The 15337-nt window shown below is 66.0% G+C and carries 15 protein-coding genes; 6 read left to right on the top strand and 9 right to left on the bottom strand.

What is annotated here, in order from left to right; genetic code table 11:
- The first annotated feature begins 10 nt into the window (after positions 1-10).
- A complete protein-coding gene (locus tag I6F31_RS00720; protein ID WP_225146091.1) occupies positions 11-1012 on the top strand; it encodes a zinc-binding alcohol dehydrogenase family protein in 1002 nt (333 codons plus the stop codon).
- Positions 1013-1014: 2 nt separating this feature from the next.
- The gene (locus I6F31_RS00715; protein ID WP_036004835.1) at positions 1015-2070 is read left to right on the top strand and encodes a YeeE/YedE family protein; all 1056 of its coding nucleotides are present in this window, start codon (positions 1015-1017) and stop codon (positions 2068-2070) included.
- Here the strand turns inward: I6F31_RS00715 and I6F31_RS00710 are convergent.
- Entirely contained in the window at positions 2049-2963 is a 915-nt protein-coding gene (locus I6F31_RS00710) for a DMT family transporter (RefSeq protein WP_225114444.1), read from the bottom strand. The genes I6F31_RS00715 and I6F31_RS00710 overlap by 22 nt on opposite strands.
- Positions 2964-3046: 83 nt before the next feature.
- Here I6F31_RS00710 and I6F31_RS00705 point away from each other — a divergent pair, with 83 nt between their 5' ends.
- A complete protein-coding gene (locus I6F31_RS00705; protein WP_225146090.1) occupies positions 3047-4492 on the top strand; it encodes a PLP-dependent aminotransferase family protein in 1446 nt (481 codons plus the stop codon).
- Between the two features lie 10 nt (positions 4493-4502).
- Here the strand turns inward: I6F31_RS00705 and I6F31_RS00700 are convergent, their stop codons facing one another.
- The 4 genes from I6F31_RS00700 to I6F31_RS00685 form a co-directional block, all read right to left on the bottom strand.
- A complete protein-coding gene (locus I6F31_RS00700) occupies positions 4503-5726 on the bottom strand; it encodes an alpha/beta fold hydrolase (protein ID WP_225146089.1) in 1224 nt (407 codons plus the stop codon).
- Between the two features lie 24 nt (positions 5727-5750).
- Positions 5751-6410 carry a sulfite oxidase-like oxidoreductase gene (locus I6F31_RS00695; RefSeq protein WP_225146088.1) on the bottom strand — a complete coding sequence of 220 codons (660 nt, stop codon included), beginning with the start codon at positions 6408-6410 and terminating at the stop codon, positions 5751-5753.
- Between the two features lie 86 nt (positions 6411-6496).
- Complete coding sequence (locus tag I6F31_RS00690) at positions 6497-7720, bottom strand: cytochrome P450 (protein ID WP_225146087.1); 1224 nt, start codon at positions 7718-7720, stop codon at positions 6497-6499.
- Between the two features lie 56 nt (positions 7721-7776).
- Positions 7777-7986 carry a ferredoxin gene (locus tag I6F31_RS00685; RefSeq protein ID WP_018648108.1) on the bottom strand — a complete coding sequence of 70 codons (210 nt, stop codon included), beginning with the start codon at positions 7984-7986 and terminating at the stop codon, positions 7777-7779.
- A 140-nt stretch (positions 7987-8126) separates the two neighbouring features.
- On the opposite strand from I6F31_RS00685, the gene I6F31_RS00680 reads away from it, so the two are divergent.
- Complete coding sequence (locus tag I6F31_RS00680) at positions 8127-8774, top strand: TetR/AcrR family transcriptional regulator (RefSeq protein WP_036025733.1); 648 nt, start codon at positions 8127-8129, stop codon at positions 8772-8774.
- On the opposite strand, the gene I6F31_RS00675 is transcribed toward I6F31_RS00680, so the two are convergent.
- The 4 genes from I6F31_RS00675 to I6F31_RS00660 all read right to left on the bottom strand — a co-directional run bounded on the left by I6F31_RS00675 (position 8771) and on the right by I6F31_RS00660 (position 12826).
- A complete protein-coding gene (locus tag I6F31_RS00675) occupies positions 8771-9409 on the bottom strand; it encodes an aspartate/glutamate racemase family protein (protein WP_225134095.1) in 639 nt (212 codons plus the stop codon). The genes I6F31_RS00680 and I6F31_RS00675 overlap by 4 nt on opposite strands.
- Positions 9410-9577: 168 nt before the next feature.
- Positions 9578-10588, bottom strand: coding sequence for an amino acid ABC transporter substrate-binding protein (locus tag I6F31_RS00670; protein WP_057027076.1), 1011 nt, complete (start codon positions 10586-10588; stop codon positions 9578-9580).
- A 12-nt stretch (positions 10589-10600) separates the two neighbouring features.
- Complete coding sequence (locus I6F31_RS00665; RefSeq protein WP_225146086.1) at positions 10601-11950, bottom strand: aspartate aminotransferase family protein; 1350 nt, start codon at positions 11948-11950, stop codon at positions 10601-10603.
- Between the two features lie 3 nt (positions 11951-11953).
- Positions 11954-12826, bottom strand: coding sequence for a MurR/RpiR family transcriptional regulator (locus I6F31_RS00660; protein WP_225127349.1), 873 nt, complete (start codon positions 12824-12826; stop codon positions 11954-11956).
- An 87-nt stretch (positions 12827-12913) separates the two neighbouring features.
- On the opposite strand from I6F31_RS00660, the gene I6F31_RS00655 reads away from it, so the two are divergent.
- Both I6F31_RS00655 and I6F31_RS00650 read left to right on the top strand, forming a co-directional pair.
- Positions 12914-14095, top strand: a complete 1182-nt coding sequence (locus I6F31_RS00655) for an ABC transporter permease subunit (RefSeq protein ID WP_225174841.1) — start codon at positions 12914-12916, stop codon at positions 14093-14095.
- 2 nt (positions 14096-14097) lie between these two features.
- Positions 14098-15207: an amino acid ABC transporter permease gene (locus I6F31_RS00650; RefSeq protein ID WP_225127344.1), complete on the top strand. Its 1110-nt coding sequence runs from the start codon at positions 14098-14100 to the stop codon at positions 15205-15207.
- The last annotated feature ends 130 nt before the right edge of the window (positions 15208-15337 follow it).

The following is a 15337-nucleotide window of genomic DNA, read 5'->3' as shown; positions in this document are numbered from 1 at the left end:
GGGTCTTTTCATGTCAGCCGATGCCAAAACCGTCGAAGCGCGCTGTGTGCGCCTCAGCGCCAAAGCTGAAAATGCCGCTGCGCTTGCGCCGACAATTGAGCGGCAGATGCTTGCGCGCGGGCCGAACGATCTTCTGATCGAGGTGAAGGCTGCCGCGGTCAATCCCTCCGACGTCAAGGCTGCGACCGGGCTGATGCCCTATGCCGTGTTCCCCCGGACCCCCGGCCGCGACTATGCCGGCGTGGTGATTGACGGGCCCGCCGCCACCATTGGGAACGAAGTGTTCGGCTCGTCCGGGGACCTCGGCATTCGTCGTGACGGCACTCATGCGAGCCATCTCGTGGCCGAAGCCGATGCGGTCGTGGAGAAGCCGAAGACTGTGTCCTGGGAGGAGGCCGCCGGCATCGGCGTGCCCTTCGTGACCGCGATGGAAGGCTTTCGCAGGGCGGGCGTGCCGAAGCGCGGCGAGACCGTTCTGGTTTTCGGGGTGAATGGCAAGGTCGGTCAGGCCGCGGTGCAGATCGCGACCTGGCAGGGCGCGCGCGTGATCGGTGTGGTGCGCAGGGCGGAAGCCTATGAAGGCCACACCAACGCGCCCATCGAGGTGATCGACGCCTCCGCCACCGAAATCGCCGCGCGCGTGCACGAATTGACCGGCGGCAAGGGCGCCGACGTCGTCTTCAACACGGTCGGCGATCCCTATTTCCAGGCCGCGCACAAATCGCTCGCGCTTCGCGGCCGCCAAATCCTGATCGCCGCGATCGACCGCGTCGTGCAGTTCAACATCCTCGAATTCTATCGGGGCCAGCACACTTATGTCGGCATCGACACGCTGGGTCTATCCTCGGCCGCGACGGGTGCGGTGCTGCGCGACATCGGGCCGGGTTTTGCGAGCGGCCATCTGAAGCCGTTTCCGATCAGGGCGAATGCGATCTATCCGCTGGAGCGCGCGAAGGAAGCGTATGTTGCGGTCGCCGGCTCCTCGCGTGACCGGGTGATCCTGAAGCCGTAACCATGGAATCCACGCAACTCGTTATCCTCGCCGGCCTGGCCATCGGTCTCGTCTACGGTGCCGTTGGCCTGCTCAGCGGTTTCTGCCTGATGAGCAGCATGCGCGGGTTACTGGCTGAGGGCGACGGGCGGCTGGTGCGGACCTACGCGCTCGCAATCGCTGTTGCGATCGCCGCGAGCCAGTTCCTCGCCGGCAGCGGCACGGTCGATCTCGGCAAGTCGATCTATCTGCAGCAATCGTTTTCGCCGGCGGTGCTGTTCCTCGGCGGCCTGCTGTTCGGCTACGGCATGGTGCTTTCGAACGGCTGCGGCTCGCGGGCGCTGGTGCTGCTCGGCCGCGGCAATCTCCGCTCCTTCGTGGTCGTGATCGTGCTCGCGATTGCCGCGCAGATGACGCTGAAGGGCCTCATCGCACCGGCGCGCATTGCGCTGGTCCAGGCAACGCAAGCCACGGCTCCTGCCAATTCGCTGCCGTCGTTGCTGGCGACGCTCGGCTTCACGGAATCGCTTTCACGCGCGCTCGCCGCGGCCGCGACAACCGTCGCGCTGAGCCTGTTCGCTTTCGCGCATCCTGCGTTCCGTCGCTCGCCCGGTCAGGTCGTAGCGGGCATCATTGTGGGCCTCCTCGTCGCCGGCGGCTGGCTGGCCACCGGCTATCTCGGTGCCGACGACTTCAATCCGGTCCCCGTGACCTCCCTTACGTTCGTCGCGCCGATCGCCGATAGCCTGCAATATGCCATGCTCTCGACTGGACTGACGCTCAACTTCGGCATCGCGACGGTGGCCGGCGTCTTCGCCGGCAGTCTGGTGACGGCACTCGCAACTGGCCGCTTCAAGCTCGAAGGCTATTCCTCGCCGCGCCACATGCTCCGCTCAGGGACCGGTGCCGCGCTGATGGGGATCGGCGGCGTGATGGCGTTCGGCTGCTCGATCGGGCAGGGGCTCACCGGCGTGTCTACGCTCGCGCTGGGATCGTTCGTCGCGGCTGCCGGCATCCTGCTCGGCACCGCGGCGGGCCTGCGCGGGGTTCTGCGGGTTCAGCCTCTCGCGGTGGCCTGACTGCGCAACAACCGATCGCCCAGCGTCGCAAGGCCGATGCCGGAGACGATCAGCGCGGCCGCGACGGCAAGGCTCGCGTCGATGGGTTCACCCAGAAGGATCGCAGCGCTGGCGATGCCGACCAGCGGTGTCCCGGTGGTGCCGAGCGACGTCGTCAGGGCTGAGATGCTCTTGTTGACCATCGACATCGCCCAATAAGCCAGGACCGTTCCGACCAGGCCCGAATAGAGAAACAACAATACGCGCCTCCACGACCACTCCACATGCGGGAGGCCATCCACAGCTGTCGCGCCGACCGACAGCACGATCGTTGCCACGAGCACCTGCCAAAGCAAAAGCTGAAGCGGAGATCCGATCCAGCGATGCGCGCGGATATAGATGATGTTCGCAGCCCAAGAGATCGCGGCCAGGATGACCATGCCGGCGCCGAGCAGCACGTTTGGGTTGGTCCAGTCGATCGAGGATGGATTCAGGATGACGGCAAGGCCGATCAGCCCGAGCAGAGCGCCGGCGAGCTTCGGCGCCGTCAGCGTGTCCTTGCCGAAAAGGGGCGCGGCGAGTGCGACCCAGAGCGGCGTGGTGTAGCCGAGCACGATGCCCTTGCTTGCGGGCAGGAAGCGAAGGCCGCTGGCAACCAGGATCGAGAACAGCGTCATATGCAGCAGCGCCACGCTCAGGATCACGGGAAAGTCGCGTCGCTCCGGGATCACGAGATTGTTGCTCAGTCCGAGCAGCACGAACAATCCAGCCAGCGCGATCCAACTCCGGATTGCCGCGCTCCACAACGGCGGGACGAACTGCACGAGCTGCTTGGTCACCGACCAATTCACGCCCCAGGCCAGCACCACGATGAGGAACAGGCCGATGGCCGCACGGGGTGACAGGGTGTTCATGTCGCAGGTCCTTGAAGCAGTCCGAGCCGCCGGATAGCATCCCGACTGGCATTTGAAAAAGTGCCAGATTGGAGAAGAAGAGAGTGCCAGTATCCGACACGACGATCTCCGCGTTGATCGAGCTGAAGCGGACCGATGGCGAGGGGCTGGTGGCGCAACTGACGAGCCAGCTGCGAGGCCTGATCGCGACCGGCCGCCTCGGCAAAGGCCGCGTGCTGCCGTCGAGTCGACGGCTTGCGAGCGATCTCGGCGTCTCGCGCAACACCGTCACATACGCGTTCGAGCAGCTCGCGGCCGAGGGATATGTCGCAGCGTCTCATGGCCGCCGTCCCGTGGTCATGATCGACGGCCACGAACGCATCGAACGGGGCGCCGTCGCAGCGGGCGAATGCGTCGGCAAACTGCGGCTCTCGCCTTGGGCTACGAAGCTCCAGCAGGCCGACTGGCCGATGTCTTATCGGGGGGAGCTCAAACCGCTGCGCCCGGGGCTGGGCGATTTCAGGGAGTTTCCGAACGAGGTCTGGGCACGCTGCCTGCGCCGCAGTGCCGTGCATGCAGGCAGGCGCGAGCTGGGACCGGTCAACCGGCTGCGCCTGCGGGAGGCGCTGACGCATTATCTGGCGACGAACCGGGACGTCCGCGCCACGGCGGAGCAGATCATGATCCTGCCGAGCGCGCAGGCCGCGCTGACCTTGATTGCTGCCACACTCATTTCACCGGGCGATCATGTATGGGTTGAAGACCCCGGCTATCCCGGCGCGGCGGCTGCCTTTCACGCATCCGGCGCGCGCCTGACCGGCATCAGCCTGGATGAACAGGGCATGCAGCGAATGCCAGGCCTTGGAGCTCCCAGGCTGATCTTCATGACGCCGTCGCATCAGCACCCAACCGGCCGGTTGATGTCGCTAGCCCGTCGAACCGAGTTTCTCGCGGCAAGCCGGCCCGGCAGGACCTGGATCGTCGAGGACGATTACGACGGCGAATTCCACTACGACAGCCGGCCGGTGCCGGCCTTGCAGGGGTTAGATGCCCATGGCCGTGTGTTCTATGTCGGCACATTCTCGAAGGCGATGAGGTCGGACATCCGGCTCGGCTATCTGGTCGCGCCGGCGGCGCTGGTCAGCACCTTGGAGATCGCGCAGCAGCACATGGGACTGATCGCCGCCAGCCACATTCAGGAGGCGCTGGCCGAATTCATCGCCGATGGGCACTTCCTCGCGCATCTGCGCCGCATGCGCCGGCTCTATCACGCGCGCCGCGATCATCTTGTCGAGGAGCTGCAGCGGCATCTCGGTGGCATGCTCTTGGTCGAGGTGCCCCCCGGCGGTATCCAGCTCGTCGCCCGTCTCGAGCGCGGCCGCACTGATCGGGCGGCGGTGAAGCGGCTGGTCGAGGCGGGCGTCGAAACGCGCGCCTTGTCCAGCCTAGCGCTCGGCAAGCCGCGCGATCACGGCCTGCTGCTCGGCTTTGCGGCGTGGCGCGAAAACGAGATCAGCGCGGCCGTGCGCACGATGGCGTCGTGCTTCTAGCGGGGCATCGCTACTCCACCGCTTTCGTCACGATCCGGATCTCCGATGTCAGCGTCCGGTGCACCGGGCACTTGTCGGCGATCTCCATCAGCTTCTTGCGCTGCTCGGCATCGAGGGCGCCGTCGATCGCGATGTCGCGCTCGATCTGGTCGAGCATGCCCTCGCGGGTCTCGCACTCCGCACAATCCTTGGCGTAGATCTTGGAATGCTTCAGCGTGACCGTGACGCGGTCGAGCGGCAGCGACTTGCGGTCGGCATAGAGACGCATGGTCATCGAGGTGCAGGCACCTAAGCCGGCGAGCAGGAAATCGTACGGGCCGGGCCCGGCATCCGCGCCGCCGGCTGCAATGGGCTCGTCCGCCACCAGATGATGCGGGCCGACGATGATGGTCTGGTTGAACTTGCTCTTGCGGGTCTCCTGCACCACGACCTTCCGCGGCTCCTCCGGCAGATCCATCGCCTTTGCGGGCGTCGCTGCATCGACGTAACGGCTGGCCCAAGCCACGATCACGTCGGCGGCGTAGAGCGCGTCGGCAGGCTTGGTCAGAAGATGATCGGCATGGTCGAGCGAGACGAAGCTCTTGGGGTGTCTTGCTGCAACGAAGAGCTTCGTTGCGTTGTCGATGCCGACGGTATCGTCGAGGGGCGAATGCATCACCAGCAGCGCCTTGTGCAGGCCGGTGACGTCCTTCATCAGCTCGTGCTCGGCGATGTCGTCGAGGAATTCGCGCTTGATCCGGAACGGGCGTCCCGCGAGCGAGACTTCGACCTCGCCTTGCGCGCGGATGTTGTCGAGATGCTCCCTGAACAGGCCGGTGACGTGGGCGGGATCCGAGGGCGCCGCGATGGTGGCCACCGCTCGTGCCTCGGGAATTTGTCCGGCAGCGGCTAGGATCGCGGCGCCACCCAGGCTATGGCCGATCAGGATCGAAGGCGCCTTGCGGGTCTCGCGCAGATGATCGGCCGCGCGCACGAGATCGGCAACGTTGGAGGAGAACGTCGAATTGGCGAAATCACCGCCGCTGGAGCCGAGCCCGGTGAAGTCGAAGCGCAGCACCGCGATGCCCTTGGCGGCGAGCGCGACCGAGATGCGCTTTGCCGCCAGCGTGTCCTTGCCGCAGGTGAAGCAGTGCGCGAACAGCGCGAACGCCGCGGGCTCGCCGTCAGGCAGCTCCAGCGCGGCCGCGAGCTGGTGGCCGCCTTCGCCGGTGAATTGAAAGCGTTCCGTCGGCATGGGCTTCCCCCGTCTTGCTCGAACCTAATCGCCCGAATAGCGCTGCTCGGCCCAGGGATCACCGCGGTTATGATAGCCGCGGACTTCCCAGAAGCCCGGCGCGTCCTCGGTCAGGAATTCGATGGCCTGGAGCCATTTCGCGCTCTTCCAGAAATAGAGGTGCGGCACGACCAGCCGCACCGGGCCGCCATGCTCCTCCGTCAGCGGCTGGCCGGACCAGCTGTGGGCGAGCAGCGCGTCCTCGGCGGCAAAATCCTCCAGCGCGAGATTGGTGGTGTAACCGTCATAGGAATGCAGCACGACGAAGCGGGCATCCTCGCGCGGCTGGCAGGCCGCCAGCAGCTCACGCGTGGCGAGCCCTTCCCATTCGTTGTCATAGCGCGACCAGGTCGTGACGCAATGGATGTCTGAGGTGAACCGGGACTGCTTCTGCGCGGCGAATTCGGCAAAGGTCCAGAACACGGGGGTCTCGACCGCGCCATAGACGTCGAGCCGCCAGCGCTCGCGCGAGACCGGCGGCGTGACCCCGAGATCGAGCACCGGCCAGTCCTTGGTGAGGTGCTGCCCGGGTGGAAGCCTTTGATCCTCCGGGCGTGTCATCTTGCCGGTGAGAAAGCGGCCCTCGCGCGCCCACTTCTCCTTGGTGCGCGTCAGCTTGCTGTCGGATGGCGTCTCGTCGGTCATGGCCTGTGCTCGTGGCGATGCATGGCGGAGGCGTGCTTGGTGTCGCGCCCGCCATGAAAGGCCTGTCCGCTTCCTTTGGGAAGGCCTTACATCGCCTTTCCGAGCAAAAATGGCAACTGGCGGGGGCCGCGCACCGTTCCTTGCGACCAAGTCACAGTGCCTGCCGGATCGAGCCGGAAGTCGGGAATCCGCTTCAGCCATTCCTCCAGCGCCACCTGCATTTCCATGCGCGCGAGGTTGGAACCGACGCAGCGGTGGATGCCGAGGCCGAAGGCCGCATGGCGGTTCTCGCGCCGGTCGATCACGACTTTGTCAGCGTCCGGAAACATCTTGGGGTCGCGGTTGGCTGCCGGGAACGACAGCAGCACCATGTTGCCCGGCTTGACCGGACAGCCGGATACCGTGGTCTCCTTGACCACTTCACGCGCCATCGTCACCGGCGAATAGGCGCGCAGCAGCTCCTCCACGGCTGTCGGGATCAGTCCGGGCTCGGCGATCAGCCGCTCGCGGTCGGCCGGCGTCTTCGCAAGATGCCAGAGCGAGGAGCCGATCGCGCTCCAGGTGGTGTCGATGCCGGCGATCAGCAGCAGGCGCAGCGAGCCCATCACATGGGTGTCCTCGAGCGGATTGCCGTTCTTGTCCCTGGCGTTCATCAGGTAGGAGATCAGATCGTCGGTGGGCTTGCTCTTGCGCGCTTCGATGTGGCCGCCGAAATAGGCCGTCATCTCCTGCACGGCCTGGAGCAGCTTGCTCTCGTCCTTGATGCCGAGCTCGAGGATCATGTGGATCCAATTGATGAAAAGGTCGCTGTCGCTCTCGGGAATACCGAGCATGTGCGCGATCGCCCGAACCGGGATGTGCTTGGTGTAGCGCGCCGCAGCGTCCACCCTCTGCTCGGCGATGAAGTCGTCGATCAGCTCGTTGCAGATGGCGCGGACGCGCGGCTCGAGCTTCTTCATCGCGTCCGGGGTGAACGGCGGCAGCAGCAATTGCTTGGCCGGCTTGTGCTCGGGCGGATCGGAGGTGATCGGCGGGGCTGCGTTCCTGCTGGTGATTTCCGGCCGTACGTCGCGGACGATGATGCGGCGGGAGGAGAAGTGCTCGGTGTCGTTGGCGATCTCGCGCACGGCCTCATAGGTCGTCGGCAAATAGCAGCCGAGGAAGCGTTTCGTGTGCACCACGGGGCTTACGGCTCGCAGCTCGTCCCAGATCGGGAACGGGTCCTCGGTCCATTGCGGATCGGTGTGGTCGAAATCATGAACCCAGTCGGTGACGGGCGGATGGGCGACAGGCTGGTCGACGTCGGACATGGCAGGGAATCCCTTGGCTCGTATTCGCTGAACGCAGCGGGGCGGCAACGGCCGCACTATTCCTCGATCACATCGATTGCGATTTCCGGGCAGTTGGATTTCGCAAGCCAGGCCTTGTCCTCAAGTCCCGGAGGGACGGTGCCGTCACCAGCTTCGTGCGCGTTGCCGTATTCGTCGAGCTCGAAAAGCTCCGGCGCGAGCGCCTTGCAGCGGGCATGGCCCTGGCATTTGTCGGGATCGACGTGAACCTTCAGTCGCTCTGCCATTCTCGGCTTCCTTTGGTCGTGTGCGCGCGAGGGCCCGAAGGCGGCGCGTTTTCCTCATCTCGGTTCTATTTAAGTTATATACTATTACATTCGCGGCGGGCTTCCCTTGTCAAGCGGGAACTTGTAGGCTTCGCCCCGACATGCGTTCACGACCAGCCCGAAAGCCCGCGAAGACCTACCACCATGGCGATCTTCGCGATGCGCTGATCGAGGCCGCGCTGCAAGAGGCGGAGCGGGGCGGCGCGGAGGCGATCAGCATCAAGGCGCTTGCCAAGAAGCTCGGGGTCTCGCAGCCGGCGCCATACCGGCATTTTGCCGACCGCGAGGCGCTGCTCGCCGCCGTCACCGCGCAAGCATTCCGGCAGCTCTCGGCGCTCTTGCGTGATGCGATGGCAAAGCCGTCGCAGCAATCGAAGCTCTCGCGGCTCGCACAGGCGACGCTCGATTTCGGCTTGCGCCGGAATGGCATCTACCGCCTGATGTTCGCCTCGCGCACGGTGTCCTGCGCGGCCAAGGGCAGCGAGCTGCACGAGGCAACGCGGGAGACCTTTGCGCTCGTCATCGAAGCTCTGGAAGCGCCCGCCGTGGGCTATTTGCGCGAACGGCAGGCGCTCAAGATCTGGGCGGCGCTACACGGCGTGGTGATGCTGGCCGAGCAGGGCCTGTTCACGGGCGAGGCGGCGCATGCCACGCGCGAGGAGCTGGTCGAGGATTTCGTCAACGAGACGAAGGCTGCGCTTGCGGTCGCGATCAAGGATGCGCGACGTCGGACCAAGGCCGGCGCTTAACCCTTCGCCTTCAGCAGCTTCATCAGCTTTTCGACCGCGCTGTCCGGCGTGGTCACGACGGGGCGGCCGGCGGCCTCCGCGACCAGCGGCGCCGTCGCGGCGATGCTGAATTGCGCCAGCGCGATGACGTCGCAATCGCGCAAGCTCCGTGAGGCCTCCGCGATCAGCCGGTCATGCGTGGCGCGGTCGCCGCGGTCGAGCGCGGCCAGCGCGCCGTCGGCGAGCTTCGGCACCACCTCGACGGAGGCGGGAAACTCGGGCGGCATCGACGCCAGCGTCGGCGGAAAGGTCGAGAGCAGGCCGATGCGCCGGCCCATGGTCACCGCCCTGTCGATCATGGCCTCGTTCGGCTTCAGCACCGGCATCGGCGCATGCGCGCGCGCGACGGCCTCGATGCACGGGCCGAAGGCGGAGCAGGTGAACAGGATTCCATCCGCTCCCGTCGCCGCTGCATAGTCGCCGAGCGCGAGGAACCGTTCCGTCATGGCATCGTTGAGTTGCCCGTCGCGGGCGAGATCCGCCGAGAGACTGTCGTCAAGCAGGTTCATCAGCCGCGCCTCGGGCCACGCCTGCGCAAACGCTGCCTCGATCGGGGCGATGGAATGCTTGAGGGCGTGGATAAGGGCGATGCGCATGGGGGGCTCGATGCTTCTTCTCCCTCTCCCCGTTCTTACGGGGAGAGGGTCGGGGGTGAGGGGCTCTCTCGGCACAAAAAGGTGAGAGTTGGACGCGCGGAAACTCCCCCTCACCCGGATTGCTGCGCAATCCGACCTCTCCCCGCAAGCGGGGAGAGGTGAACTCCCTTACTTGAACGGAATGGCGTACATCAAGCCGCCTTTGCTCCAGAGCCCGTTGAGGCCGCGATCGAGCTTGAGCGGGCTGGCCTTGCCGACATTGCGCTCGAAAATCTCGCCGTAGTTGCCGCCGGCCTTGATCGCCTTGACCAGCCATTTGTTGTCGAGCCCGAGCCGCGAGCCGAGGTCGCCGCTGGCCCCCAGCAGCCGCTGGATCGCAGGCGTTTGCGACTTCGTCATCTCCTCGACATTGGCTTGCGTGACGCCGAGCTCCTCGGCCTCGATCAGGCCGTAATGCAGCCAGGCGATGATGTCGCTCCAGACCTCGTCGCCATTGCGGGTGAAGGGTCCGAGCGGCTCCTTGCTGATGGTCTGCGGCAGCACAATGTAGTCGGCTGCGTTCGGCGCGGCCGTGGTCACCGCGCCGGCGAGGGCCGAAGCGTCCTGGGTCATCGCATCGCAGCGGCCGCCGAAGAAGGTCTGGTACATGGTGTCGACGCGGTCGAACACCAGGGGCTTCCAGTCGATGCCGTTGGCGCGGCCGTAATCGCCGAGCGTGACCTCGTGCGTGGTGCCCTGCGCGACGCAGACGGTGGCGCCCTTGAGGTCCTTCAGCTCCTTGACGCCGAGGTCCTTCTTCACGACAAAGCCCTGGCCGTCGTAGAAGTTGATCGGACCCTGCCGCAGGCCCAGCGTCGCGCCGCGCAAATAGGTCTGCGTCGAGTTGCGATAGAGCACGTCGATCTCGCCCGATTGCAGGGCGGTGAAGCGGTTCTGAGCCGTCAGCGAGACGTAGCGCACCTTGGTAGGATCGCCGAGCACGCCGGCCGCCAGCGCGCGGCAATAATCGACGTCGAGACCCCTGTAATTGCCTTGCGAGTCCGGCGCCGAGAAGCCGGCAAAACCGGCACTGACGCCACACACCAGCGTGCCGCGGCTCTTCACCGTATCGAGCGTCGCTGCCGCTGCGATCATCGTCGATGCCGCGAGCAGGCCCGCTGCGATAACCACTTTCCTCATACTACTCTCCCCTCACTGATTGACACTACGCAACACGCTGTCGACGGCCGTGCCCAGCTTGTCGACGATCAGGTCGATTTCGTCCGCCGAGGCGATATAGGGCGGTGCCAGCAGCACGTGGTCGCCGCGCACGCCATCGACGGTACCACCGCTGGGATAGCAGCCGAGGCCACCGGCAAAGGCCTCCGCCTTGATCTTCTGGTGCAGCTTGAGGGCCGGATCGAACGAGATGCGGCTAGCGCGATCGGCGACCAGCTCGATCGTCCAGAACAGGCCGCGGCCCCTGATGTCGCCGACATGGCGATGATTGCCGAAGCGTTCGGTCAGGCGCTGCTCGAGCTGCTTGCCGCGCTCCTTCACGCGGTCGAGCAGGCCATCCTCGCGGATCACATCCTGCACCGCGAGCGCCGCAGCGCAGGCGAGGGGATGCGCCAGATAGGTGTGGCCGTGCTGGAACGCGCCCGAGCCTGCGCGGATGGTGTCGATGATCTTGCCGCTTGCCAGCATCGCACCGATCGGCTGATAGCCGCCGCCGAGCCCCTTTGCGATCGCCTGGATGTCGGGGGCGGCACCTTCTTGCTCCCACGCATGCATCGTGCCGGTGCGGCCCATGCCGCACATGACCTCGTCGAGAATGAGCAGCGCACCGTGACGGTCGCAGATCTCGCGCATCGCTTTGAAGTAGCCGTCCGGGGCGGTCACGGCGCCGGCGGTGGCGCCGACGACGGGCTCGGCGAGGAAGGCGGCGACGGTGTCGGGGCCGAGCCGCTGGAACTCGGCTTCGAGCTCGGCGGCGAGGCGCGCGACGAACCGCGCGTCCGACTCGCCCTCGCGCTTCTCGCGATAGGCGAACGCCGGCGTGACGTGGCTGAAAGCGGTCGAGAGCAGCGGCGCATAGGGAGCGCGACGCCAGGCATTGCCGCCGGCGGCGAGCGCGCCGAGCGTGTTGCCGTGATAGCTCTGCCGCCGCGCGATGAAGTGCTGCCGCTGCGGTTCGCCGCGCTCGATGAAATATTGCCGCGCCAGCTTGATGCTGGCTTCGATCGCCTCCGATCCGCCGCTGACGAAATAGGCGTAGGCGAGCCCGCCGGGCTCGTGTCCGACCAGTGTTTCAGCAAGTGCTTCCGCCGGCTCGGAGGAGAAGAAAGCCGTATGCGCATAGGCGAGGGTGGACGCCTGCTTGGCCATCGCCGCGATCACGCGCGGATGCTGGTGGCCGAGGCAGGAGACCGCCGCCCCGCCGGAGGCATCGATGATGCGACGTCCGTCCTCGGCGAAGAGATAAACGCCCTCGCCGCCGATCGCCTTTGGCGGGGTTTCGCGCAGCGAGCGATGCAGCACGCGGCTGGTGCGAGTGCTCATGGGTCAACCTTTCTCCGGGACGTAGGTGGAGGCAGCAGTGAGCCGCGCCTCGGTGTTTTCCAGCCGCTTCTTCGCGGCGGCGCCGCCGAGCGAGAATGTGACCGCCGCGAGCGACTGCGCGATCGCGATCGCGCCCGTGAGACTGGGGAAAAAGCCGGGCGAGGAAGCTGCCTCGAACAGCAGCACATGGTCGGCGCCTTCGGCCATCGGTGCCGACAGGCTGTCCGCAATCGCGATTAGCGTCGCGCCGCTGCGATGCGCGGCCTGCGCGACGCGGACGCTCGCATGCGTGTAAGGCAGGAAGCCGATGACGATGACGGCTTCGCTTGGCCGGAACGCGCCGAGATCGAGGTCGTCGGGCCCGGACGTGCCGACGAGCTGCACCTGTTCGGGCCGGAACAGGCGCAGCTCGTAGTTCAGGAGTTCCGCGACGCTGCGGCAGCTGCGATAGCCCGCGATCCAGATCCGCTTGGACTCATGCAGCGCGCGCGCCGCTTCCGCGATCGGCTGTGCCGGGATGCGCGGAAGGCCGGCGGCCTCGGCCTCGAGCTTGTCGAGGATGAGCGTAACATCGGCGTTCGGCCCGTGACGGCGGCCTCTTGTGCGGCCGGAGAAGGGCGCGGTCTGGGACGGCCGCCGCGCCTCGGTCAGCGCCGCACGCAGCTCGTCCCATCCGGAATAGCCGATCGCTTTCGCAAGCCGCGTGAACGCGGCGGGATCGGCACCGGCTTCCGCCGCGAGATCGCGCATCGAGCGGGTGGTGGCATCGTAGTCGTTGGCGGCGACGAAACGGCCGACCTCCTGTAAGCGCAGGGGGAGCGACGGCAACGCGATGCGCAGTTCGCTCAAGGGCGAGAATTTCGCGGGCTCGGCCATGAAACATTTGTTGCATGAATCTGAGTTCGATGCAACAGTTGACGTGCGCGCCGGAAATCGCTGCATTCGACGAAGGATTGTTGTGCTGTGACCGCCGATCATCCCAGGCCGCCGCCGCGCCGCCGCTTCGTGCTCGGCCGCAACCAATTGATGGGCCTGTTCTGGCAGGTCCTGGTGGTCGGCATCGCGATCGCAGTGATCGCCTTCCTCTGGTCCAACACCGTCACCAATCTGTCGGCCCGCCGCATCACGACCGGCTTCGCCTTTCTCGGCCGCGAGGCCGGCATGCCGATTGCCGACAGCCTGCTCGCCTACAATCCTGGGGATACCTATCTCTGGGCCTTCGTCGTCGGGCTCGCCAACACCTTGCGCGTCGCCGTGATCGGTATCGTGCTCGCGACGATCCTGGGCACCCTGATCGGGATCTCCAGGCTGTCGGCCAACTGGCTGCTGTCGCGGCTTGCGGCCGTCTACGTCGAAACGCTCCGCGACATCCCGCTGCTGCTCCAGCTACTGTTCTGGTACGTGCTGATGCAGGCGCTGCCGGCTGCACGTGCCGCCTGGCGGCCCGTCGAGGGCATATTCCTGTCCAATCGCGGCCTGATCCTGCCTGCGATCCCGTTCGGTCCGCCGCAGCTCACGGTGCTCGGCACCGCGGTGCTGGGCTGTGCGGTGTTCTTCCTCTTCCGTCGCTGGTTGGTCGCACAGCAGATGCGCGACGGCAAGCCGCGGCCGGCCTGGCCGTCTGCGCTCGGCCTCATCGTCGTGGTGCCGGCGGCGGTCTCGCTGGTGCTCGGCGTGTCCTGGACGGTCGAGTGGCCGCAGCTGCGCGGCTTCAATTTCGTCGGCGGGCTGACGCTCGCGCCGGAATATTTCGCGCTGCTGATCGCACTGGTGACCTACACCTCCGCCTTCATCGCCGAGATCGTGCGCAGCGGCATCCAGTCGGTGCCACGCGGGCAATGGGATGCCGCCAACGCACTCGGCCTGCGTCGCAGCTTCATGCTGCGGCAGATCATCCTGCCGCAGGCGCTGCGCGTCATCGTGCCGCCGATGACGAGCCAGTATCTCAACCTGATCAAGAACTCCTCGCTCGCGGTCGCGATCGGCTACCAGGACGTGGTCTCGATCGCCAACACAACGCTGAACCAGACCGGACAGGCCATCGAAGCCATCGCGCTGATCATGGCGGTGTTCCTGACCATCAGCCTTTCGATCAGCTTCTTCATGAACTGGTACAATGCGCGCATCGCGCTGGTGGAGCGCTAATCATGACCGCGATCACGGACATCCCCGATGCACCCCGGGCCGCTCGCCGACCGCAGCTGGGCAATCCGGTGCTGCACTGGCTGCGCAAGAACCTGTTCTCCTCGATCCCGAATGGGATCATCACCGTCCTGCTAATGGTGCTGCTCGCCAAGGGCATTTTCAGCTCCGTGCAATGGGGCATCGCCAATGCGGTCTGGCTGACGCCCACCAACGATTCCAGCGCCTGTCGCGCCGCGCGTGGCCTCGGCGCCTGCTGGGCCATCGTCCCCGAGAAGTATCGCTTCATCCTGTTCGGCACCTATCCGTTCGACGAGCAGTGGCGGCCGGCACTGTCGGTCGTGCTGTTCATCGCACTGTACTACCTCTCGACCCGCCGCGCGCTGTGGCGGCGCGAGCTGGTCTATCTCTGGATCGGTGCACTGGCGCTGATCAGCGTGCTGATGTGGGGCGGCGTGCTCGGCCTGTCCTTCGTCTCGCAGGACCGCTGGGGCGGCTTGCCCGTGACGCTGATCCTGGCGACGTTCGGCCTCGCTGTCGGCTTTCCGCTCGGTATCCTGGTCGCGCTCGGGCGGCGCTCGACGCTGCCGGCGATCCGCTCGCTCAGCGTGCTCTATGTCGAGCTGATCCGCGGCGTGCCGCTGGTGAGCCTGCTGTTCATGGCGAGCGTGATGTTTCCGCTATTCATGCCGGCCGGATTCAACATCGACAAGCTGCTGCGCGCACAGATCGCGATCATCCTGTTCGCCGGTGCTTACCTCGCCGAAGTGATCCGCGGCGGGCTTCAGGCCGTGCCGCGCGGGCAATATGAAGCCGCCGACGCGCTCGGCCTGTCCTACTGGCGCAAGCACCGGCTGATCATCCTGCCGCAGGCTATCCGTCACGTCATCCCGCCGCTGGTCAACACCTTCATCGCCTTCTTCAAGGACACCAGCCTGGTGCTGATCATCGGCATCTTCGACCTGCTGACGACGGCGAAGACCGCGATCATCGATCCCGCCTGGCAGCAGTTTTCGGTCGAGGTCTACATCTTCGTGGCCGCGATCTACTTCGTCTTCTGTTTCGCGATGTCGCGCTACAGCCGGAGCCTGGAGGCGCCGACAACGCCGAAGTGACGGTTTCTCGTTTGGTGCCGCTTGTTTGCGCTTGCGCCGATTTCCGATCTTGATCTCTAATACCAGAGGTTGCTCCTGCGGTCGACTTGGCGAGGCTGTCATGCGCGTGGCCGTTTTGCGGCAATTCACC

The sequence above is a fragment of the Bradyrhizobium sp. NBAIM01 genome (assembly GCF_020194115.1).
Lineage (GTDB): Bacteria > Pseudomonadota > Alphaproteobacteria > Rhizobiales > Xanthobacteraceae > Bradyrhizobium > Bradyrhizobium yuanmingense.
This window is presented reverse-complemented; position numbering and strand designations above follow the sequence as displayed.